Annotated in this window: 15 protein-coding genes; 8 read left to right on the top strand and 7 right to left on the bottom strand. The window is 63.5% G+C overall.

Translation table 11 applies throughout. The features are described 5' to 3' along the window. Nucleotides 1–2469 (bottom strand): Rne/Rng family ribonuclease (locus CQ14_RS36955; protein ID WP_057862671.1); only part of this gene is annotated, 2469 nt, incomplete at its 3' end. A 712-nt stretch (nucleotides 2470–3181) separates the two neighbouring features. Here CQ14_RS36955 and CQ14_RS36950 point away from each other — a divergent pair. The 6 genes from CQ14_RS36950 to CQ14_RS36925 all read left to right on the top strand — a co-directional run bounded on the left by CQ14_RS36950 (nucleotide 3182) and on the right by CQ14_RS36925 (nucleotide 13135). After that, the gene (locus CQ14_RS36950) at nucleotides 3182–4510 is read left to right on the top strand and encodes an N-acetylmuramoyl-L-alanine amidase (RefSeq protein WP_057862668.1); all 1329 of its coding nucleotides are present in this window, start codon (nucleotides 3182–3184) and stop codon (nucleotides 4508–4510) included. Nucleotides 4511–4898: 388 nt separating this feature from the next. After that, nucleotides 4899–7287 (top strand): penicillin-binding protein 1A (locus tag CQ14_RS36945; RefSeq protein WP_245320805.1); only part of this gene is annotated, 2389 nt, incomplete at its 5' end. A 347-nt stretch (nucleotides 7288–7634) separates the two neighbouring features. Next, on the top strand, nucleotides 7635–10059 hold a 2425-nt coding region (locus tag CQ14_RS36940; protein WP_245320802.1), incomplete at its 5' end, for a penicillin-binding protein 1A. An 89-nt stretch (nucleotides 10060–10148) separates the two neighbouring features. Beyond that, nucleotides 10149–11280, top strand: a protein-coding gene (prfB, locus tag CQ14_RS36935) for a peptide chain release factor 2 (RefSeq protein ID WP_156435816.1) whose coding sequence is annotated in 2 segments (ribosomal slippage) — nucleotides 10149–10217 and nucleotides 10219–11280 — 1131 coding nt in all. Because the reading frame shifts where the segments join, the coding sequence is not laid out codon by codon here. A gap of 3 nt (nucleotides 11281–11283) precedes the next feature. Then, on the top strand, nucleotides 11284–12153 hold the full coding sequence (locus tag CQ14_RS36930) for an NAD(P)-dependent oxidoreductase (RefSeq protein WP_057862667.1): 870 nt from the start codon (nucleotides 11284–11286) through the stop codon (nucleotides 12151–12153). A 76-nt stretch (nucleotides 12154–12229) separates the two neighbouring features. Further along, nucleotides 12230–13135, top strand: a complete 906-nt coding sequence (locus CQ14_RS36925) for a DMT family transporter (RefSeq protein ID WP_057862666.1) — start codon at nucleotides 12230–12232, stop codon at nucleotides 13133–13135. Between the two features lie 34 nt (nucleotides 13136–13169). Here the strand turns inward: CQ14_RS36925 and CQ14_RS36920 are convergent, their stop codons facing one another. The 3 genes from CQ14_RS36920 to CQ14_RS36910 all read right to left on the bottom strand — a co-directional run. Beyond that, nucleotides 13170–14201: a methyltransferase gene (locus CQ14_RS36920; RefSeq protein ID WP_057862665.1), complete on the bottom strand. Its 1032-nt coding sequence runs from the start codon at nucleotides 14199–14201 to the stop codon at nucleotides 13170–13172. A 174-nt stretch (nucleotides 14202–14375) separates the two neighbouring features. After that, on the bottom strand, nucleotides 14376–14669 hold the full coding sequence (locus CQ14_RS45045; RefSeq protein WP_057862664.1) for a carbamoyltransferase C-terminal domain-containing protein: 294 nt from the start codon (nucleotides 14667–14669) through the stop codon (nucleotides 14376–14378). A 79-nt stretch (nucleotides 14670–14748) separates the two neighbouring features. Beyond that, a partial coding sequence (locus tag CQ14_RS36910) for a carbamoyltransferase N-terminal domain-containing protein (RefSeq protein WP_245320807.1) occupies nucleotides 14749–16462 on the bottom strand: 1714 nt, incomplete at its 3' end. Nucleotides 16463–16738: 276 nt separating this feature from the next. Here CQ14_RS36910 and CQ14_RS36905 point away from each other — a divergent pair. Next, nucleotides 16739–17962, top strand: coding sequence for an ABC transporter substrate-binding protein (locus tag CQ14_RS36905; RefSeq protein WP_057862662.1), 1224 nt, complete (start codon nucleotides 16739–16741; stop codon nucleotides 17960–17962). 58 nt (nucleotides 17963–18020) lie between these two features. Here CQ14_RS36905 and CQ14_RS36900 read toward each other — a convergent pair whose 3' ends face one another. The 3 genes from CQ14_RS36900 to CQ14_RS42955 all read right to left on the bottom strand — a co-directional run bounded on the left by CQ14_RS36900 (nucleotide 18021) and on the right by CQ14_RS42955 (nucleotide 20921). Then, nucleotides 18021–18470, bottom strand: a complete 450-nt coding sequence (locus tag CQ14_RS36900) for an SRPBCC family protein (RefSeq protein WP_057862661.1) — start codon at nucleotides 18468–18470, stop codon at nucleotides 18021–18023. Between the two features lie 231 nt (nucleotides 18471–18701). Next, entirely contained in the window at nucleotides 18702–20057 is a 1356-nt protein-coding gene (locus CQ14_RS36895; RefSeq protein ID WP_199805714.1) for a M23 family metallopeptidase, read from the bottom strand. Between the two features lie 102 nt (nucleotides 20058–20159). Continuing rightward, nucleotides 20160–20921 (bottom strand): peroxiredoxin, encoded by a 762-nt coding sequence (locus tag CQ14_RS42955; protein ID WP_082650196.1) that lies wholly within the window; start codon nucleotides 20919–20921, stop codon nucleotides 20160–20162. Nucleotides 20922–21137: 216 nt separating this feature from the next. Here CQ14_RS42955 and CQ14_RS36880 point away from each other — a divergent pair, with 216 nt between their 5' ends. Beyond that, on the top strand, nucleotides 21138–24803 hold the full coding sequence (locus CQ14_RS36880) for a YhdP family protein (protein ID WP_057862657.1): 3666 nt from the start codon (nucleotides 21138–21140) through the stop codon (nucleotides 24801–24803). Nucleotides 24804–24866: the final 63 nt, after the last annotated feature.

Raw genomic sequence — 24866 nt, 5'->3', positions numbered from 1 at the left:
CTCGCCAGCGACGCGCATGGCATCACCGTCCTCGCGCGGGGCGCCGCCTTCTCGTTGCTCACCGCGGCCGCGCCGTCGCCGGCGACGCCTGCGGCGCTGGCCGTCTCCGTCGCCTTCGCCCGTCGCCGCCTCGGCGGCATCGTCGGTCAGCCCCTCGGTTTCCTCGGTCTCAACCTCGGATTCGGTTTCGATGTCGTAGCCATCGTCGTCGTCATAGGCTTCCTCGACCTGCGGCGGGAAGGCGGCGGCCTGCGCCGCCAGCAACGCCTTGGCGGCCTCCAGCGTGTGCACCTGTTCGCCGCGATCGATGACGTAGGACTGCTGGCCGCTCACGGTGGCGTCGGCGACCACGGCCAGCGTCACCTTGAAGGCGTTTTCGAGATCGCGCAGATGGCCGCGCTTGTGATTCAGCACATAGAGCGCGACGTCGGTGCGGGTGCGCACCACCAGATTGTGGGTCGCGCCCTTCATCAAAATCTCTTCGATGCCGCGCAGCAATTGCAGCGCGACCGAGGAGACCGAGCGCACATGACCGCTGCCGCCGCATTGCGGGCAGGGCTCGGTCGAGCTCTCCAGCACGCTGGCGCGGATGCGCTGACGCGACATTTCCAGGAGGCCGAAATGCGAGATGCGTCCGACCTGGATGCGCGCGCGATCCTGCCGCAGGCAGTCGGAGAGTTTTCGCTCCACCGCGCGGTTGTTGCGCTTCTCGTCCATGTCGATGAAGTCGATGACGATCAGGCCGGCGAGATCGCGCAAGCGCAACTGCCGGGCGACTTCCTCCGCCGCCTCCAGATTGGTCTTGAGCGCGGTGTCCTCGATATGGTGTTCGCGGGTCGAGCGGCCGGAGTTGACGTCGATCGAGACCAGCGCCTCGGTCTGGTTGATGACGATATAGCCGCCGGAACGGAGCTGCACGGTCGGCGAGAACATCGCATCCAGCTGGCTCTCGACACCCATCCGCGAGAACAGCGGCTGGCCGTCGCGATACTGCTTCACCGCCCGCACGTTCGAGGGCATCAGCATCTTCATGAAGTCGCGGGCTTCCCCGTAGCCGGCCTCGCCGGCGACCTGGATCTCGTCGATTTCCTTGTTGTAGAGGTCGCGCAGCGAGCGCTTGATCAGCGAGCCTTCCTCGTAGACGAGGGTGGGGGCCTGCGACCGCAGCGTCATGTCGCGCACGGTTTCCCACATGCGGATCAGGTATTCGAAGTCGCGCTTGATCTCGGGCTTGGTCCGCGAGGCGCCGGCGGTCCGCAGGATGATCCCCATGCCCTCGGGCACGTCGAGATCCTGCACCACTTCCTTCAGCCGCGAACGGTCCTGGGCCGAGGTGATCTTGCGGCTGATGCCGCCGCCACGGGCGGTGTTGGGCATCAGGACGGCGTAGCGGCCGGCCAGCGACAGATAGGTCGTGAGCGCTGCGCCCTTGTTGCCGCGCTCTTCCTTGACGACCTGAACCAGCATCACCTGGCGGCGCTTGATGACTTCCTGGATCTTGTACTGGCGGCGCGGCCGGAACGGACGTTCCGGCACTTCCTCCAGCACGTCGTCGCCGCCGACGGATTCGACGACTTCCTCTTCGGCGTCCTCGCCATCCTCTTCATCGTCGTGGCCGTCGTCGCCTTCGCCAACGCGAGCGAACTCGTCCGGAGCGGCAGCGGCATAGCCTTCACCGGCGTGCTCGACATGCGGCGGCTCATCGGCATGGGCCGTACTGTCGACCGCCTGCTCCTGGTCGTGATGCTCTTCATGCGCAGGCTCGGCCGTGGCTTCGGTAGCGGCCGCCTCGAACGGTGCAGCAGCCGGTGCAACGGCCTCCGATTCCGCGGCCGGCGCTTCGCTTACGGCTTCCGCCCGTTCCTGCGGCGCCGGCGCATCGTCATGGTGGTCGTGCGGCTGATCGTGATATGGGCCATGCGCTTCGTGCTCATGCACGTCATGATGGACCGCATCCTCGTGATGTTCGGCATCGTGCGGCTGCGCTTCGCCGGCATACATGCCGTCGAGCTCATGCTCGCCGCCTTCATAGGGCTGGGCCGCCTGCGAGGGATCCTGGCCGGCGTTCTCGATGACGTCGCTCTGGACACGGTCGCCATGGCCGCGCCGGCGCGCATTGCGGTGACGCGAGCGGCGGCGGTGGCTGGAGCGGTTCTCGCTCTCTTCCTCGGCCTCGCGATGGGCGCGCTCATCGGCCTCGATCAGCGCCTGACGGTCGGCGACCGGGATCTGATAGTAGTCCGGATGGATTTCGCTGAAGGCCAGGAAGCCATGGCGGTTGCCGCCATATTCGATGAACGCCGCTTGCAGCGACGGCTCTACGCGCGTGACCTTGGCGAGATAGATATTGCCGCGCAGTTGCTTGCGCTGGGCGGTCTCGAAATCAAATTCTTCGACGCGGTTGCCGCGAACGACAACAACCCGGGTCTCTTCCGGGTGGGTAGCGTCGATCAACATCTTGTTGGGCATTTTGGAACTCTTGACGGGGGCGGGCGCGGTGCATGGCGCGCGCAAATTGCGCGGCCCGGTGACGCGACGGTCCACCTGATTCGGGGGTGAGGGGAAGGCCAAAACGCACTTCTTGGCGCCGCGCCGAACGGGGGCCCACCAGCACGATGCGACGTGCGAAGCTTTCGCTTCGCGTCGGCGCGATCATTCCGTGGATCTTGGTCGGCAACACAGTCTGGCGCATCAAGCGTCGGCCCGTCTGAACATGTTGGCGGAAAGGGATACCGCCGTATCTATCGCTGAAAGCCCGGTTCGGCGCCTAAACGCCCGCCGGCCATCGCATATCGGACCGTTTGGGGTCCGGATAATCAGTTTTGCCGTGTCTCAAACCGTCCCTGGAAAAAGACCTGGGACCGGACGCCGCTCGGGCTCGAAACCGCCGCTCCGTGTCAGCCGCGCGCGGCGCTGGCCGTGGAGGGATCGGGAAAGACGCAGGAGACCTTCGGTTCCGAAAGTTCCGGCGCTGCACCGGGAGGCTGAACGCGACACAACCGGGAGTATTAGCCGTCAGCCCCTCGTACATACGTGGATTGGGGGCTCCGTGCAAGGGAACCTTCCGCCGAGCGTCGCAGCGCGGCAACACTTGCCCCTTTTCGCCGGCCGGTTATTAAGGTGCGATTAACCCTGTGGCCCTAATCGGGTAAGGGAAGGCTCCTCCGGAGGCATTGAATCGTTGGCGAGCCGCGCAAATCTCCTTGTTTTGCTGGGATGTGGCCCGTTGTGCGCTGCAGCATTGCTGTGCGCGCTGATGATCGGCCCCAGCGCAGCCCAAGTGGCGGCTCCTCAGGCACCGGCTTCTGCCGCCGCTGCCCCCAGTCTGGCGGCCGGATCGAATTTCCCGGTCGCGTCTGACGCCCGGCTCGCCGGCGATGCCAGGCAGACCCGTTTCATCCTCGATCTCGACAAGCCGGTTCAGTTCCGTGCCTTCGCGCTGGCCGACCCCTATCGCGTGATCGTCGATCTTCCCCAGGTCAGTTTCACGCTCCCCGCCGGGATCGGCACGACGGGCCGGGGGCTGGTCAAGGCGTTTCGCTACGGTCTGGTCATGCCGGGCGGATCGCGAATCGTGTTCGACCTGACCGGGCCGGCCAAGATCGCCAAATCCTATGTGCTGGAGGCGGCCAACGGCCAGCCGCCGCGCCTGGTGATCGAATTCGAAGAGATTGATCGCACTGCCTTCGTCCAGTCGCTGCCGCCCGAAAACCGTCCTGAACTGCGGTCCGCAATCACCGATGCCAACGCCGCCACGCCGGACGCCTCAGCCGCGGCGAAGCCCGCGGCCCCGCCGGACAAAAGGCCTGTGATCGTGATCGATCCCGGCCATGGCGGCGCCGACAACGGCACCGAGGCTGGCGGCAACGACATCATGGAAAAGAACCTGGTGCTCACTTTCGGGCTGGCGTTGCGGGACCGGCTCGAGAAATCGGGCAAGTATCGCATTGTCATGACCCGCACGGACGACACCTTCATTGCGCTCGGCGACCGTGTGAAGGTCGCGCGCAACGAGTCGGCGGCGCTGTTCATCTCGATCCATGCTGATGCGTTGAAGCGCGGTGAGGGCGACGCCCAGGGCGCCACCATCTATACGCTGTCGGACAAGGCCACCGACTCCGACGCGGAGCGGCTGGCGGACGCAGAAAACAAGTCGGACGCGATCGGCGGCGTCAATCTCGCCGACGAGCCGACCGAAGTCGCCGACATCCTGATCGATCTGGTGCAGCGGGAGACCAAGACCTTCTCGAACCGGTTCGCGCGGGTGCTGATGGGCGAAATGAAGACCACGGTTCGGATGCACAAACATCCGCTGAAATCGGCCGGCTTCCGGGTCCTGAAGGCCCCGGACGTGCCCTCCGTGCTGGTCGAACTCGGTTACGTCTCCAACAAGGGTGATCTTGAGCATCTGGTGTCGGAAAATTGGCGGAACCGGACTGTCGGGTCGATGGCGCAGGCAATCGATACGTTTCTGGCCAAACGGCTGGCAACTGCCGGGCCGGGCAAGTAAAAAGCCCGGGACGCATGGCGTAAAGGGGGGCTGAAAAGCATGCCGTTCGGCGGCCCAAGCCCTAGTTTGGCCACAGCGGCAACGGTATAGATCGGATAGAAAATCGCGTACTGGTCTTCGGAATCGGTCATTATTGTCCGCCGGACCTTTTTTATTGTTCGACCGCGTAGCGGCGGCCCGTTCGGGGGGATTGCCGCGTTTGGATAGCCGCCGCAGATGACGGCGCAAGGTTGGAACGGAACGTCGATAATGCGCTTGCTGGTCCGGTTTCTGGGTTTCCTGTTCGCCGCTGGCACGGTCGTGTTCCTGGTCGGCGTGGCCGGCGTCGCGGGCGCGATCTGGCATTTCTCCAAGGACCTGCCCGACTACTCGCAGCTCCAGGATTACNGCCGGTGATGACGCGCGTGCACGCCTCCGACGGCGCGCTGCTCGGCGAATATTCCAAGGAGCGCCGCCTCTATCTGCCGATCCAGGCGGTGCCGAAGCTCGTCATCAACGCCTTCCTGGCGGCCGAGGACAAGAACTTCTACGAGCACGGCGGCATCGACTTCACCGGCATGGCGCGCGCGGCCGTCCTCTACGCGCAGAATTTCGGCTCCAACAGGCGTCCGCAGGGCGCCTCCACGATCACCCAGCAGGTCGCGAAGAACTTCTTGCTGACCAACGAGGTCTCCTTCACCCGCAAGATCAAGGAAGCCTTGCTGGCGATGCGCATCGAGCGCGCCTATTCCAAGGACCGCATCCTCGAGCTCTATCTCAACGAAATCTATCTCGGCCTCGGCGCTTACGGCATCGCGGCGGCCTCGCTGGTCTATTTCGACAAATCGGTGAACGAGCTCACGATCGCGGAGGCCTCTTATCTGGCGGCGCTGCCGAAGGCGCCCGCAGCCCTGCATCCGGTGCGCAACCGCGATCGCGCGGTGGAGCGGCGCAACTACGTAGTCGACCGCCTCGTGGAAAACGGCTGGATCAAGCAGACCGACGCCGACAAGGCCCGCAAGGAGCAGCTCAACGTCACCAGCCGCGGCAATGGCGCGCATATCTTCGCCGGCGAATATTTCGCCGAGGAAGTCCGGCGCGACATTTTCGAGCGCTACGGCGAAAAGAAACTGTATGAAGGCGGGCTGTCGGTTCGCGCCACGCTCGATCCGAAGATGCAGGTGATGGCGCGCAAGACCATGGTCGCCGGTCTCGTCCGCTATGACGAGGCGAGCGGCTGGCGCGGTGCGCCCTCGAAGCTCGACGTTTCCGGCGACTGGGGCGTCAAGCTCGCCGACGTCAAATCGCTCGGCGACATCTCGCCGTGGCGGATGGCCGTGGTGCTGGAGACATCGGACCAGTCGGCGCGGATCGGTTTCCAGCCGGGCCGCGAACTCGGCGGCGCCGTCAGCAAGCAGCGGCAGACCGGCATCATCACGCTCGATGGGGTGCGCTGGGCCAAGGCTGCTTCCGGACCCGCCAAGGGCAGGACGCCGACCTCGGTGGCGCAGGTGCTGTCGCCAGGCGACGTGATCTATGCCGATCCGCTGTTCGACAAGGACGGCAAACAGGTCGAGGGCCAGTACCGGCTGCGGCAATTGCCTGAAGTATCCGGCGCGATGGTCGCGATGGATCCGTGGACCGGCCGTGTGCTCGCGATGGTCGGCGGCTTCTCCTTCGACCAGAGCCAGTTCAACCGCGCGACGCAGGCCTATCGGCAGCCGGGCTCGTCGTTCAAGCCGCTGGTCTATTCGGCGGCGATGGACAACGGCTATACGCCGTCGACCGTCGTGGTCGACGCGCCCATCGAAATCGACCAGGGGCAGGGCGCCGGCGTCTGGCGTCCGGAAAACTATTCGTCCGGCAAATATGGCGGCCCGACCACGCTGCGCAACGCGCTCCGGCAATCGCTGAACACGGTGACGGTGCGGCTGGCGCAGGACATCGGCATGCCCCTGATCGGCGAATACTCGAAGCGATTCGGCGTCTATGACGAATTGCCGAATTACCTGTCCTATGCCCTCGGCGCCGGTGAAACCACTGTTATGCGCATGGTGACGGCCTATTCGATGTTCGCCAATGGCGGCCGCCGGGTGAAGCCGACCCTGATCGACCGCATCCAGGACCGTTACGGCCACACCATCTTCAAGCATGACGCGCGCGAGTGCCGCGGCTGTGACGCGCCCACCGGCTGGAAGAACCAGACCGAGCCTCAACTGGTCGACCGCCGCGAGCAGGTGCTCGACCCGATGACGGCCTATCAGATCACCTCGATGATGGAATATGTGGTGCAGGCCGGCACCGCGACGGTGGTCAAGGAGGTCGGAAAGCCGATCGCCGGCAAGACCGGCACCACCAATGACGAAAAGGACGCGTGGTTCATCGGCTTCTCGCCGGACCTCGTGGTCGGCATCTATGTCGGCTTCGACAAGCCGCGCAATCTCGGTCGCGGCATGACCGGCGGTCATCTCGCCGCGCCGATCGCCAAGGATTTCCTGAAACTTGCGCTCGCCGACAAGCCGGCGATCCCCTTCAAGGTGCCCGCCGGCATCAAGCTGGTTCGTGTCGATGCCAAGAGCGGCATGCGCGCCGGCCCGGGCGAGGGTGGCCGCACCATCCTGGAAGCGTTCAAGCCGGGCACCGCGCCGCCGGATAACTATTCCGTCATCGGCGTCGCCGACATGGACGGCCGGGCGCCGCAGGGATACCCGCCAGGGTATCAGCAGGGGTACCAGCAAGGATATCAACAGCCCGACGCCGGCAACATCATGCGTCCGGGGACCGGCGGCCTTTACTAATCCGGGAGCCTCACCGCAATCGCAAGCTATACTTGCGATGTCAGCTGATATCGACCCGGCACGCCGGGTCGTATCGCGGGAAGGCGCATTGCCCGATTTCGACCATGTGAGCATGGGATAGCGTCAGACAGCGAATCCTCGGGTTCAGGGTTTGTGCAGGAATGAACGTCGGGAATCGCGACGTAACAGTTGGAATGAAACTTTGATAATGCGCTTTCTGTTGCGGTTTTTCGGCTTCTTGTTCGCAGCCGGAAGCGTGGTGTTCCTGGTGGGCGTGGCCGGCGTCGCAGCCGGTATCTGGCATTTCTCCAGGGATCTGCCGGATTATTCGCAGCTTCAGAATTATNGCCGGTGATGACGCGCGTGCACGCCTCCGACGGCGCGCTGCTCGGCGAATACTCCAAGGAGCGCCGCCTCTATCTGCCGATCCAGGCGATGCCAAAACTCGTCACCAACGCGTTCCTGGCGGCCGAGGACAAGAATTTCTACGAGCACGGCGGCCTCGATTTCACCGGCCTGGCGCGCGCCGCCTCCGTCTACGTGCAAAATCTCGGCTCCAACCGCCGTCCGCAGGGCGCCTCGACGATCACCCAGCAGGTCGCGAAGAACTTTTTGCTGACCAATGAGGTCTCGTTCGCGCGCAAGATCAAGGAAGCCCTGCTGGCGATGCGCATCGAGCGCGCCTATTCCAAGGATCGCATCCTCGAACTCTATCTGAATGAAATCTATCTCGGCCTCGGCGCCTACGGCATCGCCGCGGCCTCGCTGGTCTATTTCGACAAATCGGTAAACGAGCTGACGGTTGCGGAAGCCGCGTATCTTGCAGCACTTCCGAAAGCACCGGGCACGCTGCATCCGGTGCGCAACCGCGAGCGCTCGACCGAGCGGCGCAACTATGTGATCGACCGTCTCTTGGAAAACGGCTGGATCAAACAGGCCGAAGCCGACAAGGCCCGCAAGGAACCGCTGGTCGTGGCCAGCCGCGGCACGGGCGCACATACCTTTGCCGGCGAGTATTTTGCCGAGGAAGTGCGACGCGATATCTTCGAGCGCTACGGCGAAAAGAAACTCTACGAAGGCGGATTGTCGATCCGCACCACGCTCGATCCGAAGCTGCAGGTGATCGCGCGCAAGGCCATGGCCGCCGGCCTCGTGAATTTCGACGAGGCGCAAGGCTGGCGTGGCGCCATGAGCAAGCTCGATATTTCCGGTGACTGGGGCGTCAAGCTCGCCGAAATCAAGTCGCTCAGCGACATCTCGCCGTGGCGCATGGCGGTGGTGCTGGAGACGTCCGACCAGTCGGCGCGGATCGGCTTCCAGCCCGGCCGCGAACTCGGCGGCGCCATCTCCAAGGAGCGGCAAACCGGTCTCATCACGCTGGACGGTGTGCGATGGGCCAAGCCGGTCGCTGCCGCGGCGCGCGGCAAGCCGGCGATGGCTTCGGTCTCGCAAATCCTGTCGCCGGGCGACGTGATCTACGCCGATTTGCTGTTCGACAAGGAAGGCAAACAGGTCGAGGGCCAGTATCGCCTGCGGCAATTGCCGGAAGTGTCCGGCGCGATGGTCGCGATGGACCCGTTGACCGGCCGCGTGGTCGCGATGGTGGGCGGCTTCTCGTTCGACCAGAGCCAGTTCAATCGCGCGACACAGGCCTATCGGCAGCCCGGCTCGACGTTCAAGCCGCTGGTCTATTCGGCGGCGATTGACAATGGCTACACGCCGGCGTCGATCATGATCGACGGTCCCATCGAGATCGATCAGGGGCAGGGCAACGGCGTTTGGCGGCCGGACAATTTTTCGGTGGGCAGCTATAAGGGTCCCATCACGCTGCGCGATGCCCTGAAACAGTCGCTCAACACGGTCACGGTGCGGTTGGCGCAGGATGTCGGCATGCCCCTGATCGGCGAATATGCCAAACGCTTCGGCGTTTATGAGGAATTGCCGAACTATCTTTCCTATTCGCTGGGCGCCGGCGAAACGACGGTCATGCGGATGGTGACGGCGTATTCGATGTTCGCCAATGGTGGTCGGCGGGTGAAGCCGACGCTGATCGACCGGATCCAGGATCGCTACGGACGCACGATCTTCAAGCATGACCAGCGCGAGTGCCGCGGCTGCGATGCGCCGGAGGGCTGGAAGAATCAACCCGAGCCCCAGCTCGTCGACCGCCGCGAGCAGGTGCTCGATACGTTGACCGCCTACCAGATCACGTCGATGCTCGAGAGTGTGGTGCAGGGTGGCACGGCGACGATCCTGCGCGAGGTCGGCAAGCCAATCGCCGGCAAGACGGGCACCACCAGCGACGCAAAAGACGTCTGGTTCGTCGGCTTTTCGCCCGATCTCGTCGTCGGCCTCTATCTTGGCTATGACAAGCCTCGCACGCTGGGCAGGGCCGCACAGGGCGGCCGCATCGCCGCGCCGGTCGCCAAGGATTTCATGAAGCTCGCGCTCGCGGACAAGCCGGCGACCCCGTTCAAGGTGCCTCCCGGCATCAGGCTGGTGCGCATCGATGCCAAGAGCGGCATGCGGCCCAACCCGGGCGAGGGCGGCCGCACCATCCTGGAAGCGTTCAAGCCAGGCACCGCGCCGTCGGACAGCTACTCCGCCGTGGTCGGGGTCGCTGAGGGGGAAGAAGGACGGGTGCAGCAGGGGTATCCCCAGGCGCAGGCATATCCCCAAGCACAGGGATATCCCCAGGCGCAGGGATATCCCCAAGGGTATCGGCCCGAGACCGACTCGATCATGCGTCCCGGAACCGGCCGACTTTACTAGGGCGCCAGCAGGTTGCGCTTTGCGGCGTCCGCCGCTACATCCCTTGCGGCATTATTCAATCGCGGCGCACGCCGCAGACAGAAGAGATCATGCGCGCGGAAGTCGAACGCCTCGTAGAAGAGATCAAGCAGTCAGTCGGGCTGCTGAGGAGGCATCTTTGACGTCGAGAAATCCACGGCCCGGCTCGCCGAGCTGAACAGTCTCGCCGAAGATCCCAATCTCTGGAACGATCCCCAGAAAGCCCAGAAGCTGATGCAGGAGCGCACCTCTTTGGTGGACGCGCTCGAGGGCATCGGCAAGGTCGAGCGCGAGCTCGACGACAATGTCGAGATGATCGCGCTCGGCGAGGCCGAGAACGATGACGGCGTCGTCGTCGAGGCCGAGAACGCGCTGAAGGCCCTGAAGAAGGAAGTGGCCCGCCGCGAGCTGGAAGCGCTGCTGTCGGGCGAAGCCGACAAGTTCGATTCCTATCTCGAAGTGCATGCCGGCGCCGGCGGCACCGAAAGCCAGGACTGGGCCTCGATGCTCCTGCGCATGTATACGCGCTGGGCGGAGAACCACGGCTTCAAGATCGAGTATCTCGAGGAGTCACAGGGCGAAGAGGCTGGCATCAAATCCGCCACCATCCAGATCAGCGGCCACAATGCCTATGGCTGGCTGAAGACGGAGGCCGGCGTGCATCGCCTGGTGCGGATTTCGCCGTTCGATTCCAACGCGCGGCGGCACACCTCGTTCTCATCGGTGCAGATTTTCCCTGTCATCGACGACTCCATCAAGATCGAGATCAAGGAATCCGACGTCCGCACCGACACCATGCGCTCCGGCGGCGCCGGCGGCCAGCACGTCAACAAGACCGAGTCGGCGGTGCGCCTAACCCATATTCCGACCGGCATTGCCGTGGTCTGTCAGGCCGGCCGCTCGCAACACAAGAATCGCGCGCAGGCGTGGGACATGCTGCGTGCGCGGCTCTACGAGATCGAGCTGAAGAAGCGCGAGGAGCAGGCCGCCGCCGATCAGGCCGCCAAGACCGATATCGGCTGGGGCCACCAGATCCGCTCCTACGTGCTGCAGCCCTATCAGATGGTGAAGGACCTGCGCACCGGCGTGCAGACCTCGGATACCTCAGGCGTGCTCGACGGCGACCTCGACGAGTTCATGGCGGCAACGCTGGCGCAGCGCGCGTTCGGCACGGGGCCGGGCTCGGTCGAGGATGTGGATTAATCCATGACCAAAGTGGCCTTCATCGGGCTCGGCCGGATGGGCCACGGCATGGCCGGCCGCTATCTCGATGCAGGTTTTGACGTTGCGGTGTGGAATCGCAGCAAGGCCAAAGCGGAAGATTTGATTGCGCGAGGTGCGCGCTGGGCTTCGTCGCCGGCTGAAGCGGCTGACGGCGCAGATGCCGTCGTGACCATGGTCGCCGACGACGAGGCATCGCGCGCCGTCTGGCTCGGCGAGAATGGCGCTGCAGCGAAGATGAAGGCGGGCAGCCTCGCCATCGAGTGTTCGACCGTTTCGCATCAGCACGCGCTCGACATGGCGCGCGAGCTGCGCGGACGCAGCCTGACCTATATCGATTGTCCCGTCACCGGCCTGCCGCAAGCCGCGGCCAGCGGGAAACTGACCTTGCTCGTCGGCGCTGATGCAGCCGATCTGGATCGCGCAAAACCCTATCTCGCCCCGATCGGCGACGTGATCAGGCACTTTGGCGCCGTCGGCACTGGCACCGTCTTCAAGCTGATCAACAACCTGATGGGTGCGGTGCAGATTGCAAGCCTTGCCGAAGGCGTCGCGATGGCCGAACAGGCCGGGCTCGACATGAACCTGGTCGCGGAAGCGCTCTCGACCGGCGCAGTGGCTAGCCCACAGGTGATCCGGCATTCAAAGCGCATGGTGGCGCGCGATTTCTCCGGCGCGTCGTTTACGGCGGCGCTGCGCCACAAGGATGCGGCCTATGCGGTGAAGCTGGCCGAAACGCTGTTGCCCGGCGTGCCCGTCAGCCGCGCTGCACTTGCCGCCTATGAGAAGGCCAAGGCAAACGCGCCCGATGACGACGAAGGCCAGATGATCGAGATCGTGTCGCGGCCGAAATAGCCTCCGGAAATCGGGTGGACGGCGACGTGCATCCGGTCCTAGGTGGTTTACGCGATTTCACCAGGTTTCTTGCGAAATGACAGCCAGCGACGGCCGGATCGATACGCGCGATTGGGCATTGCTCGCCGCATTGTCGGTGCTCTGGGGCGGCTCGTTCTTCTTCAACGGCGTGGTGCTGCGCGAATTGCCGCCTTTCACGCTCGTGCTGTTGCGCGTGCTGCTGGCCGCCATGATCCTGCTGCCGGTGCTTTGCGCGCAGCGACTGCCGTTCCCGAAGGGATGGATGGGCTGGAGGCCGCTCTTCCTCGTCGCCTTGTTCAACAATGTGCTGCCGTTCTCGCTGATCGTCACCGGGCAGATGTACATCCCGAGCGGGCTGGCTTCGATCCTCAATGCCACCACGCCGCTGTTCACGGTGGCGGTGATGGCACTGGCGGGCGAGGAGAAGCTCATCGTCAGGCGCGTGGCCGGTGTGATCGTCGGCCTCGTCGGCGTCGTGATCCTTCGCGGCGGCGGACTGGGTTTTGCCAGCGGGCAGGGGCTCGGCGTCTCGCTATGTCTCGCGGCGGCGCTCAGCTACGGCATCTCCGCGCTGATCGCGCGTCGCGCGCTATCAGATTCGCCGCCGCTAGCCACTGCCACGTTTCAATTGATGGCATCGAGCCTGATGATGATTGTCGTCGCCGGCGTTTTCGAGCGTCCCTGGCAGTTGCCGATGCCTGATACCGTGACATGGCTCGCGGTACTCGGCCTTGCCGCGTTGTCGACCGCGCTTGCCTATATCGTCTTCTTCCAGATCCTGCGGCGCTCCGGCGCCACCAATGTCATGCTGGTGACGCTGCTTGTGCCGGTTACGGCCATCCTGCTCGGCTCGCTCGTGCTCGGCGAGCAAATTTCGTCGCGTGAAATCGCGGGCGCACTGGTGATCGGCAGCGCGCTGCTGCTGATCGACGGTCGCGTGCTGAAGTTCTTTCCGCGCTGAGCAGGCCGCGTACCCGTAGCTTGTCGCCGCGTAGCTATACCGGAGCAGCTTCCACAATGCTCGCTGGAGCCTCGGTAGGCACGACCTTGACCAAGCGGAAGTTTGCTCGGTCAAGCAGGTGCCCGTATTCGGCCTCGGTGCGTTCCCGGCCTCCCATGATCACAAGCATTCCCATATCCAATATTTTTCCCGGATGCGGTACATCGCCGGCGGGGAGCACCATCTCGATGATAAGCAGACGACCATCGGGGCCGATTGCCTTGCGACAATGACCAAGGATGGTAAGGCACTGTTCCTCACTCCAATCGTGGAGAACATGAGACAACAGGTAAGCGTCGCCACCCGCGGGCACGGTCTGAAAAAAATCGCCAGCTTGAATGGTAACGCGCTCATCAACGCCGTGCGCCCTGAGGATAGCGAGAGCATCACGCACCACGTGCGGCAAATCGAACAACACGCCGCGCGGTCTGTCATGCTGGAACAATATCGTTGCAAGCAAATTGCCGGTTGCTCCGCCGACATCAACGATAGTCTTGAATATCGAAAAATCGTAAGCGCGCGCAACGGCCGGCGGCTCATTGCCGTGAAAGCTGACCATAGCCTCGCTGAAAAGGCTCGCCTCGTCGGGACGTTGAGCGAGGTAGTCAAACAAGGGAACGCCCCACTCCCTTTCCATGCCCGTCCTGCCGGTCTGCAGGGAATATGCGAAATGATCCCAGGCACGCTGGACGTGAAGCCTACCAAAGGCCCGAAGCGCTGACCTTGCCGAGTGAGGAGCCTCCGTTTTGAGGGCTTCGCCCAACGGTGTCAGCTGAAACCGTTGCGTCTCGCGCTCAGCAAGAATACCTAGACTTGCCAATGTCCGCATGAGGCGATGCAGGGATGGTGAATGAAGCTTCATTGGACCGGCCAGCTCGGCGGCACTTTTGGCGCCCGACTGAAGTTCGTCGGCCAATCCGAGTTCGGCTGCAATGTAGAGGACCCTGGGCACGGCGAAGCTGCCCATCTGCATCAGGCGGACATGAGAAGGAGGAGATTGCGGACTCGATTGATGCTCGCTCGACATGTCATCGCCTCTCGTCGGATGGCTTTGACCGGATACCTGTTTTGCGCTGTGCAACTACAATTGGCGTGCGGTTAATCGCGGCCCGAGGGCATTTTCGAGATCTTTGAAGCTTAGGACGATCTCAGGAAATTTGGTAGGAGATTGTTACCATCGTTGCTCCTCGTCCAAACCTGCTCATTTCAGCATCCGGTCCTGGCCGCGTTTGGATTTCCAATCCGCGTACCAGCCGGTGAAACGGCCACTGTCGCGCTCGCCGCCGTGCCACGCCGCATGCACGGTGCCGTCACCGGCGACCATAATGACGACGTCGAGCCCTTTGGAACGTCGCAGCGTATCGATTGCCTGCTGCGGGGTCTGGGCGATGGGACCTGCGACATTGAAGGACGTGTTGACGGAGAGCTCGACGCCGATATGGCGGCCGAGCGCCTTCAGGTAGGCGTAGGTGAGGGGATCGTCGTCCGCGCGCACGATCTGGATGCGGCCGGAGCCGNNNNTCGGCGTGAATGACAGCAGGGATTTTTTCGCGCGCATGCGGCTTCGAATGCGNCCGTGAGCACCATGTAATTATAGGCATTGTAAGCGGCGTCCGAGGCGCCGGGCAGCAGCTCGAAATATTCCTGCGCCGCCTCCAGCGTCGCCATCGGCGCCAGCGGCCGAATGGCCTCGCGGTACTTGACGCGCTCGTTCAGCCGCTCTCGCGCGTCTGGGGCGCAGGGGTTGGCGAGGATCGAGCGATGGCCGAGCGCGCGGGGGCCGGTTTCGGCCGCGCCCTGATACAGCGCAATCACCCCGTTCTGCGCGACCATGAACGCCATCAGGTCCGCGATCGCGTCGCGGCCTTCGGGCGTCGAGATATTGCCGATTTGTTGCGAGGCGACGTCGTCGGCTTCGATGGCGCCGGCAATGTCTTCGCGCGAAGGCGGCGTGCCGCAATAGAAAGCATGCGTCATCGGCGCCCCCCGCGGGGCGCCCGCCAGATGCGCGAACAGCCAGGCGGCGCCGATGGTGACGCCGGGATCGCCGGGCACCGGCGGCACCCACAGATGCAGCCGCGCGTTGCGCTGCTGCGCGCGCGTGAACCACGCCTCATTGAAATGTTCGAGCAGCCGCATATTGCCGACCGCATTCAGCGCGACGCCGCCGGTCAGCACCAGCCGGTCGGCGCCTGTTGCGCTTAGCAGATGATCGACGACATGGATCATGGCGTCCTCGAACACCAGTTGCGTCGCGGCCGCCTTGTCGAGGCGGTCCTTGGTATCGGGACGGTGGTGGATATCCTCGACGCGCAGCACCGCGTCGGGATTCCAGAGTTGGTCGGGCCTGAGCGGCGCGCCGAGGATCTCGGTGAGGGCTTGCTTGTAGGGATGATCGAAGGGGTCGCAGTACCAGTTCGCCAGCGCGCGATTGAGTTGGACCTCGCCATTCGCACCGAAATGCAGAACATCGCGCAAGCGCGCGTAATACGGATTGCTGGCGCGGTCCATATCGCCCCAGGCGGCAGCGCCCATGTAGCGGCCCTCGCAGGACAACCAGGTCCAGCCGCCCTGGGTCGACGAGATCACGCTGTAGAATGCGCCGAGTGAATCGAACATGCTGTCGTTGCAATAGAGCCGGCGCATCGCGCCATTCTCCACGACGTAAAGCGAGATCGAGCCCTGATCGCCGGTGCCGTCGAGCACTGCGATCGCGGTCGGCTTGCCGTCGTCAGCGAACGGCGAGGCGGCGTAGGAGAACCAGGCATGGTTGTCGTGATGCGGCAGGCAGATCAGCGGCACGCGCTCGGCAAGCCCGAGCTGGCGGGCGAGGATCTTTGGCGTTCGCGTCATCTGGTCGAGGTGGCGGCCGTCGAAGCCGGCAGCTTCGGTGGTGCGCACGAGTTTTATGCTCTGCGGCAATTCCTCGAGCACCGAGCGCGCGAGCGTGCCGGCGAGCGTCGGATAATCCCAGCTTGTAAGCCAGGCATCGATGTCGCCGATGTCGCGGCCCATGTTCCGCAGCGTCGCTACAACGGCGTCGATCGACAGTCTTGGATATTCGGTCGTATGCTTGTTGCCGGAAAAACGCTCTTCCTCGTTGTTGACGATCAGGCGCGGCCCGTCAGCCTGTGTCACCTCGACCAGCGCCAACCCTGAATTATGCGTGCCGGGCGCGCCGAGGCCTGCGAGATAGACGGTTTCGCCCCGTGCAAGTTTTTCGCGAACATGCGCAATCCGCGCATCGGCGAAATCAGAGCCGAGCTGGTGAAATCCGGCAGCGCCCATAGTTCTCGCCGCCAGCCAGCGCGCGAAGCGGAAGCCGCCGGCCGCGAGTTTTGGATGCCGCGGTCCAATTCGTACGTTCGGTTTCAACCTGTCCAACCTTCCGGGCCTCGCAATCACGCCAAGCGATGGCGCCAGGGTGCATCAACCACAATTGGCGCTCGCCAACAATCCCGTTTCGCCATGCGGAATAAGCACAAGCTTGCAAGCGTTGAAGCAGCTTGCGAGACTTCGTCAAAATAAGACCTGATCAGAACAAGAAACGACGGGGAGAAAACGATGCCGGTTCGTGTACGAAATCTTGTTACCCTGACGGCGTTCGCCGCCGCAGCCATGATCGCCGCCACGGCGCAAGCACAGAAGAAATACGATCCCGGCGCCAGCGATACCGAAATCAAGATCGGGAACATCATGCCGTACAGCGGCCCGGCGTCGGCCTATGGCACGATCGGCAAGGCGCAGGCCGCCTATTTCAACAAGATCAACGCCGAGGGCGGCATCAACGGCCGCAAGATCAATTTCATCAGTTACGACGACGCTTTCAGTCCGCCGAAGGCGGTCGAGCAGGCGCGCAAGCTGGTCGAAAGCGACGAAGTGCTTTTGATCTTCCAGCCGCTCGGCACGCAGTCGAATTCCGCTATTCAGAAATACATGAATGCGAAGAAGGTGCCGCAGCTCTTTGTCGCGACCGGCGCGACCAAATGGGGTGATCCGCAGAACTTTCCGTGGACGATGGGCTGGCAGCCGAATTACCAGAGCGAAGGCCGCATCTACGCCGCCTACATCCTGAAGAACTATCCGAACGGAAAGATCGCCGCCCTCTGGCAGAATGACGATGCCGGCAAGGACCAGATGAAAGGTTTGCGCGACGGCCTGGGGGCCAAGGCCAACATGATCATCGCCGACAAGTCCTATGAGGTTTCGGATCCCACCATCGATTCGCAGATCGTCGCGCTGAAGGATTCCGGCGCCGACATCATGATGACCTGGGCGGCGCCGAAGGGGGCGGCGCAGGCGATCCGCAAGGTCGCGGAACTCGGCTGGAAGCCGGTCTATTTCCTCGGTAACGTCTCGACCTCGGTCGCGGCGGTGCTCAAGCCTGCCGGCCTCGACAATTCGAAGGGCATCATTTCGACCGCCTATCTGAAGGATCCGACCGATCCGCTGTGGAAGGATGATCCGGGCATCAAGGCCTGGCTCGCCTTCATGGACAAATATTTCCCCGACGGCGACAAGACCAACGCCAATAATATCTACGGCTATGCCACGGCGCAGACCATGGTCCAGGTGCTGAAGCAGTGCGGCGACAACCTCACCCGCGAGAATGTGATGAAACAGGCCGCGAGCCTCAAGGACGTCACCAGCGAGGTGCTGCTGCCCGGCATCAAGATCAACACGTCGGCCAACGACTTCTTTCCGATCGAGCAGATGCGGTTGATGAAGTTCAACGGCGAGGCGTGGGAAGTATTCGGCGACATCATCACCGGCGAGGTCGGGCACTAGAGGATCGGGCACAAGAGAAAAGAGGCACCACGGCGTGGTGCCTCTTCTCAACCCGTCACTATCCCGGAATATTCGGCTCCACGACCAGCGCGAGCTGGGCGAGCGACTGTTGCCAGCCGAGATAGCAGGCCTCGACCGGAATCACCGTCGGCAGGTTTGCCTGCTCGATATTGACTTCGGTTCCGACCGAAACCTCCTTCAGGGTCACGGTGACCTCAATGACACCAGGCAGGTTGGGGTCGTCGAAACGATCGGTGTACCGGATGCGCTCGTTGGGCACGATCTCCAGATATTCTCCGCCGAACGAATGGCCCGTGTTCGTGGTGAAATTGTTGAACGACATTTTGAATGTGCCGCCAACTTTCCCTTCAAGGTGATGGACCTTGCAGGTGAAGCCGTAGGGCGGCAGCCACTTGGCCAGGGCTTCCGCATCGAGGAAGGCGCGAAAAACCTTCTCCGGCTTGGTGGCGAAGACACGATGCAAACGAACGGTATTGCCTTGGGACATGACGTTATATTCTCCGGTACTGAGCGGGGTTTCTCAGAGGGATTTGGTCAGGTTAGCTCAGTCTCTGCCACAAGGACGACTGAACTCCATGTGAGCCGACATCAGGTCCAAAAAAATCACCGACGCGACCGCATGCCGGTTCTATTTGGGCGACGGTGAAAGCGGTGGCGTAGAATAGAGGAAATGCTCCGCACGTAATCAATAGGCGGACGCCGCTGACGGCGGAACCCTCTATCCCGCGCTCAGCCTGACGCCGGCGCGCAAAAACTTCTGCGGGTCGACGGCATCGCCGTCGATCCGCGTTTCATAATGCAGATGCGGACCGGTGGAGCGGCCGGTCGAGCCGACAGCGCCGATCACCTGGCCGATCTTGACGACATCGCCGACCCTGACGTGAATTTCCGACAGATGACCGTAACGGGTCGACAAGCCGTTGCCGTGATCGACCTCCACCATGCGGCCGTAGCCGCCCATCCATCCCGATGATACGACCTTGCCGTTCGCGGTGACGCGCACGGGATCGCCGGTGGCGGCGCGGAAATCTAACCCGGTATGCATGGCCGGGCGCCCGAGGAAGGGATCGCTGCGCACGCCGAAGCCCGAGGTGAATTCGACTTCGCCGACAACGGGCTTGCGGTAGGGCACCAGCGCCAGCGTCGCGTTGAGGCGCTGCATCTGGGTGCGCGTGACGTTGATGCGATAGAGCTGGCGCTCGAAGGCGCCGGCATCGGCCGACAGCTTCACCGGTACGAACGGGCCGCCCATCGCCGAGCGCGGCGTTGCCGCCTCGAGCTGCGCCATGTCGAGGCCGAGATCGGTGAACACGCCGCGCATGCGGCGGACGCGCGATTCCATGCTGTCCTCGACCGCGCTCAGCGCCGCCATCTGGCGCCGCTCGACGGAATCGAGCGAAGTCTGCAGGCGCACCAGCACGTTGTCGACGCCCTGCACCTTGGCGAACTGATTTGACTGCGGCTTGGTCACGATGGGCGTGCGCGATTCCAGCCGCGCTTCGCGATCCGGCGGCGCGACGAAGATCACGGTGTCGCTGATCGGGGAGGGCTTCAGGGTGCCGGACGGGGGCGTCTCCACGGTCGCGCCGCGGGCCGCGGGCCGAATCGAACCGGTGGCAGCCGCATCCGGCATTGCGCCGAGCGCGGTGGCGCGCGATTCGAGCGCGGTCTGGCGGCGCATGATCTGGTCGAGTTTCTGGTCGAACTGTTCCTGATCGAGCAATTGGCGGCTGGTGGTGCGGTCGACCTTGGCGCGCAGCTCCGCGATGCGGTCTTCATAGGCGTATTGCATCTCGGCCTGACGGGCGATCAGTCGGGTCAGGACGTCGTCGCGAAACGCAAAGTAAGTAGCGGTCGCCGCCGACCACATGCCGAGCAGCACGATCGTGCCGACCACGATCCAGAATACCACCGGCCCGAAGCGGACCTGCTTGCCGGCATGGACGATGGCATAGCCGTTGCCGTCGCTTGCTGCCGCGGCCCTTGCCGCCTGGGGCGCAGGCCGGCGCGGCGGCGTCCGGCCATGATCATGAGGATGGTGGTGATCGGAATAATGACCGGAACGGTACGACATCGGCACTCCCGCGCCGGTCGGAGACAAGTTCCGTACGGCTCAATTTGCGCGGCCGATTTGACCCTCTCATGGTTAATTTTTGGAAAATGGGAACTGGTCAAATCAGATGGCCTGCGCCGCGGCGAGCACCTCGTCGGCATGGCCGTCGACCCGGACATTGCGCCAGATCCTGGCGATCCGCCCATCGGCGTCGATCAGAACCGTGGTGCGAATGATTCCCATGAAGGTCCTGCCATACATCGATTTTTCGCCCCAGGCGCCATAGGCCTCCAGCATCTGATGCTGCTCATCCGAGATCAGAGGAACCGATAGCTGGTGTTTGTCGCGGAAGGATTCCTGGGCCTTTACGGTGTCGGCGGAGATGCCGAGCACCTCAGCCCCCGCTTCCGAGAACGCGCTGCGGAGCCGGGTGAAGTCGATCGCTTCCCGGGTGCAGCCGGGGGTGTCGGCCCGGGGATAGAAAAACAGCACCAGTTTCTTGCCCGCATAGTCGGCCAGCGACGCGTTGCTGCCGCCATCCCGCGGCAGACTAAAGGAGGGTGCCATGATGCCTTCGGCCAGCCCGGTTCCGGCAGCCGGCTTGGGCGTATCCGATAGGTCGGATTTTATTAACTTTTTAGGTGTCGGCTTATGCGACGATTTTGCTGATGCGATTTTAGCGGCCTTGGCCGGTTTTTTGACAGTTTCCTTGGCGGCGGGTTTGGCAGCCTTAAGGCCTACCTTGGCGGCAGGCTTTTTGGCTGACGCCGCGGTGGCGGGGTGGGCGGTCTTACGGGCGGCCTTGGTTGCGGATGGTTTTCGAGCGGGCGTCTTGCGGCTTTGGGAGGATGGCTTGGAGGATTTCATGCGCGTTTTCTTGGACATACGCCTTCCTTTCGTCGCTTTCCGCAGATCAACCATTAGGGTATTGCGGGTCTCGCCTTTGACCGTCGGATTCGCTCCGGCGGCGGGGCAACTTTGATGACCCCGGAGTATGGTTACAAGGAATTCGACGCTACACCCGTCCGCTCGTCGATGGGGCCGCCTAATCAGTCCTTGGGTCCGACCACGAGTAACAGTATTAATCGAGGATTGGCAGCGATGCCGGCACAGGAGCGCTCGATGCAGATCGATGAGCGTGCCCTTGGCGGCGATCAACCTCAGCTCCGACACCGAGAGGCAATGGCTAGGAATACTTCGCCAAAGGGGTCGAATCCGCGTGCCGAGACCCAGCAATGGGATGATGCGGCTGGCTGGGAACAGGACGAGGCTGCCGGCTACCGCGCGCGGCGCCTGTTGTCGCGTTCCGATTCCGGATTTCACCGTGCCGGCGACAGGTTCTCCGCGCTGCGGCGCTGGATGAGCGGCGAACGCTGGTTCAAGCGCCTGGCGATCGTGATCGCCGTGCTGGCGGTGATTTTCATCGGCTGCTTCGGCGGGCTGTGGTGGCGGCTCGGCGCCGGGCCCATCAATCTCGATGTCGCGACGCCCTGGCTCGCGGCCGCGATCGAGGAAAATATCGGCCACGGCAATACGGTTGCAGTCGGCGGTACGCAGATCGAGCGGGCCGGACGGATTCGAATCGCGGTGCGCATCCGCGATATCGTGGTGCGCGATCGCGATCAGGTCGTTGTCGCCACTGCGCCGAAGGCCGAGGTGAAACTGTCAGGCACGGCGCTCTTGATGGGGCGGCTGCGCGCCGAAAGTCTCAATCTGGTCGACGCCGAACTCGCGGTACGAATCACGCCGGACGGTCAGGTGACGGTATCTGCCGGCGACACCGCCAAGCCGCTGGCGACGGGTGTTGCCTCCAAGCGCGATGCCGGCATGGCGCCGACATTCCCCCGTGCGGCGCCTGCGCCTGTCCAGGGTGCGCCGGCGACGACTCCCGATCCGACGCAGAACGGATTGCTGGCCGGCCTCGACTGGCTCGACAGCCTCAGCCTGACCGGACTCGACGGGCAGAATCTGAACGAGATCGGCCTCAAGAACGGCAATCTCGTCGTCGACGACCAGCAGCGCGGCAACAAGTGGACGTTCGACAATATCAGCCTCAGCATGCGCCGCCCGAGCAGCGGCGGGGTTGCGGTGAGCCTTGGCGAGGAAGGCGCGCGTCCATGGTCGCTGAAGGTGGTGGTCGGCCCGCCGCAGAACGGCGTGCGCTCGGTCGATCTTCGCGCCGACAAGGTGCCGGCCGCCAACATCCTGCTGGCGATGCGGGTCAAGGATCTCACCTACGGCGCAGACCTGCCGCTTTCCGGCGAGCTGAAAGGCGAATTGGGCCGCGATGGCCTGCCGACTTACTTCCGCGGCAAGGTGACGGCGGGCGCCGGACATCTCATCGACAGTGACACGCCTGACTATCCGATGCCGATCGATTCGGCGGAGATGAGCGTGGAATGGGATGCCGGACGGCGCGTGCTGGTCGCGCCCTTCAAGGTCGTTTCCGGCGCAAACCGGATCACGCTGCTTGGCCATCTCGAGCCGCCGAACGGCGCCACCACCGAGTGGCAGGCCGGCCTTAGCGGCGGCACGATCCTGCTAGCCGGCACCGACAATGAACCGCCGTTGATCTTCAACCGCATCTCGATCGGGATGAAGTTCGACACCGACCGCAAGCGCGTGCTCCTCACCCAGGCCGACATCAGCAACGGCGAGATCGGCATCGCGGGTACCGGCAGTATCGATTATGCGAACGAGGCCCGCCTGCAGCTTGGCTTTGCGGGCACGCCGATGTCGGCGTCCGCACTGAAGCGGATGTGGCCGATCCTGATCGTGCCTGAAGTGCGCGAATGGGTGATCGAGCGGATCGAGCGCGGCACGCTCCAGCGCATCGAGGTCGGCGTCAATTCGCCGGTGCGCAACCTGTCGCGCAAGGGACCGCCGATTCCGGACGATGGCCTGGCCGTCAACATCGTTGCTTCGGGAGTGACGGCGCGCCCGGTCGACGACATGCCGGCGGTTCGTGATGCGGACTTGAAAGCGCGGGTTACCGGTCGGACGGCAACGGTGACGATCGGGCAGGGAATTGCCGATACCGCCGCCGGCCGCAAGATCAACATTTCCGATTTCATCTTCGAGGTGCCGGACATGGCGCCGAAACCGTCGCCGTCGCGGGTGAAATTCAGGGTGGATTGTCCGGTGCCGGCCGCGGCCGAGATTCTGGCTTCCGACCGCATCAGCGATCTCTCCGGTACGCTGATCGATCCGAACGCCAGCAAGGGGAACGTTGCCGCCACCATCACGCTCGGCATGCCGGTCAAGGGCTCGATGACCAAGGCCGACACCACCTACACGGTGATTGGCGACCTCAGCGGATTTGCTGCCGACAAGCTCGTCATGAACCAGAAGCTCGAGGCCAACGCGCTGAAGGTGCTGGCCAACAATGCGGGTTATCAGGTCAAGGGCGACGTCAAGATCAACGGGCAGGCGGCTTCGCTGGACTATCGCAAGCCGAGCGAGGGCGATGCTGATATCAGGCTGCAGGCGACGCTGGATGATGCCAGCCGCGCCCGTCTCGGGATCGATCTCGGACCTGCCGTGAGCGGCTCGATCCCGATCAAGGTGGTCGGCAAGATCGGCGAGAATGACAGCCGCGTCGGCATCGAGGCCGATCTGACCTCGCTGCGGCTCGACAACATCCTGCCGGGCTGGGTCAAGTCGCCCGGCAAGTCGGGCAAGGCGACGTTCAACGTGGTGAAGAAGGAACAGTCGACGCTGTTCCAGGACATCGTGGTCGAAGGCGGCGGCGTGTCGATCAAGGGATCGCTCGAAGTCGACCAGAACGGCGACTTGATGAGCGCGAATTTTCCAACCTATGCGCCGTCGGACGGCGACAAGACCTCGTTGAAGGCCGAGCGCGGCGCCGATGGCGTCGTGAAGGTCATGATGCGCGGCGACGTATTCGACGGCCGCGGCTTCCTCAAATCGGCAATCTCGGGCAGGGACGCCGATCCCAAAAACAAGTCGAGGAACATCGACCTCGACATCGACGTCAAGCTCGGCGCGGTCGCGGGCTTCAACGGCGAGGCGCTACGCAGCGTCGACAGCAAGTTCTCCCGCCGCAACGGCATCGTCAAAAACTTCACGCTCTCCGGCAAGGTCGGACGCGACACGCCCGTGACGGCCGATCTGCGTGGCCGCGGAGCGGGGCAGGGACGCGACATCATCGTGCTGCAAACCAACGACGCCGGCGCGTTCTTCCGCTTCACCGACATGTATTCCAAGGTGGTCGGCGGACAATTGTCGCTTGCCTTGGAGCCGCCGACGGTCGAGCCCAGCGCAAAGGAAGGTCTGATCAACGTCCGCGACTTCTCCATCAGAGGTGAGGCTTCGCTCGACCGTGTGGCCGCGGGTAACTCGACCGGCACTCAAAGCGGCGTTTCCTTTACCGCATTGCGAGCCGAGTTCACCCGACAGAATGGACAACTATCGATCCGCGATGGCGTCGTGAAAGGACCGATGATCGGTGCGACCATCGAAGGCAGCATCGATACCGTGGCCAATCAGGTACGCATGAGCGGCACCTTCATTCCGATGTATGGATTGAACAACATGTTCGGCCAGCTTCCCGTGCTGGGCGTGATTCTCGGTGGCGGCAGCAACGAGGGCCTGATCGGCGTAACCTACGAAGTGGTCGGCACGCCCGGCCAGCCGGTGCTGCGCGTCAATCCGATTTCGGCGATGTTTCCGGGCGTGACGCGAAAGATCATGGAATTCAACACCGGCAAGCAGAACACCCCGATCGAGCTCCCGCCGAATAATTAGTCAGGCGCCGCCGCAGGCGGTAGATGATCGAAGCTTCTGGATGGGAAGCTACCTGCGGCGGAA

Origin of the sequence: Bradyrhizobium lablabi, from assembly GCF_001440475.1 — a bacterium.
Taxonomy (GTDB): Bacteria; Pseudomonadota; Alphaproteobacteria; order Rhizobiales; family Xanthobacteraceae; genus Bradyrhizobium; species Bradyrhizobium lablabi.
This window is presented reverse-complemented; position numbering and strand designations above follow the sequence as displayed.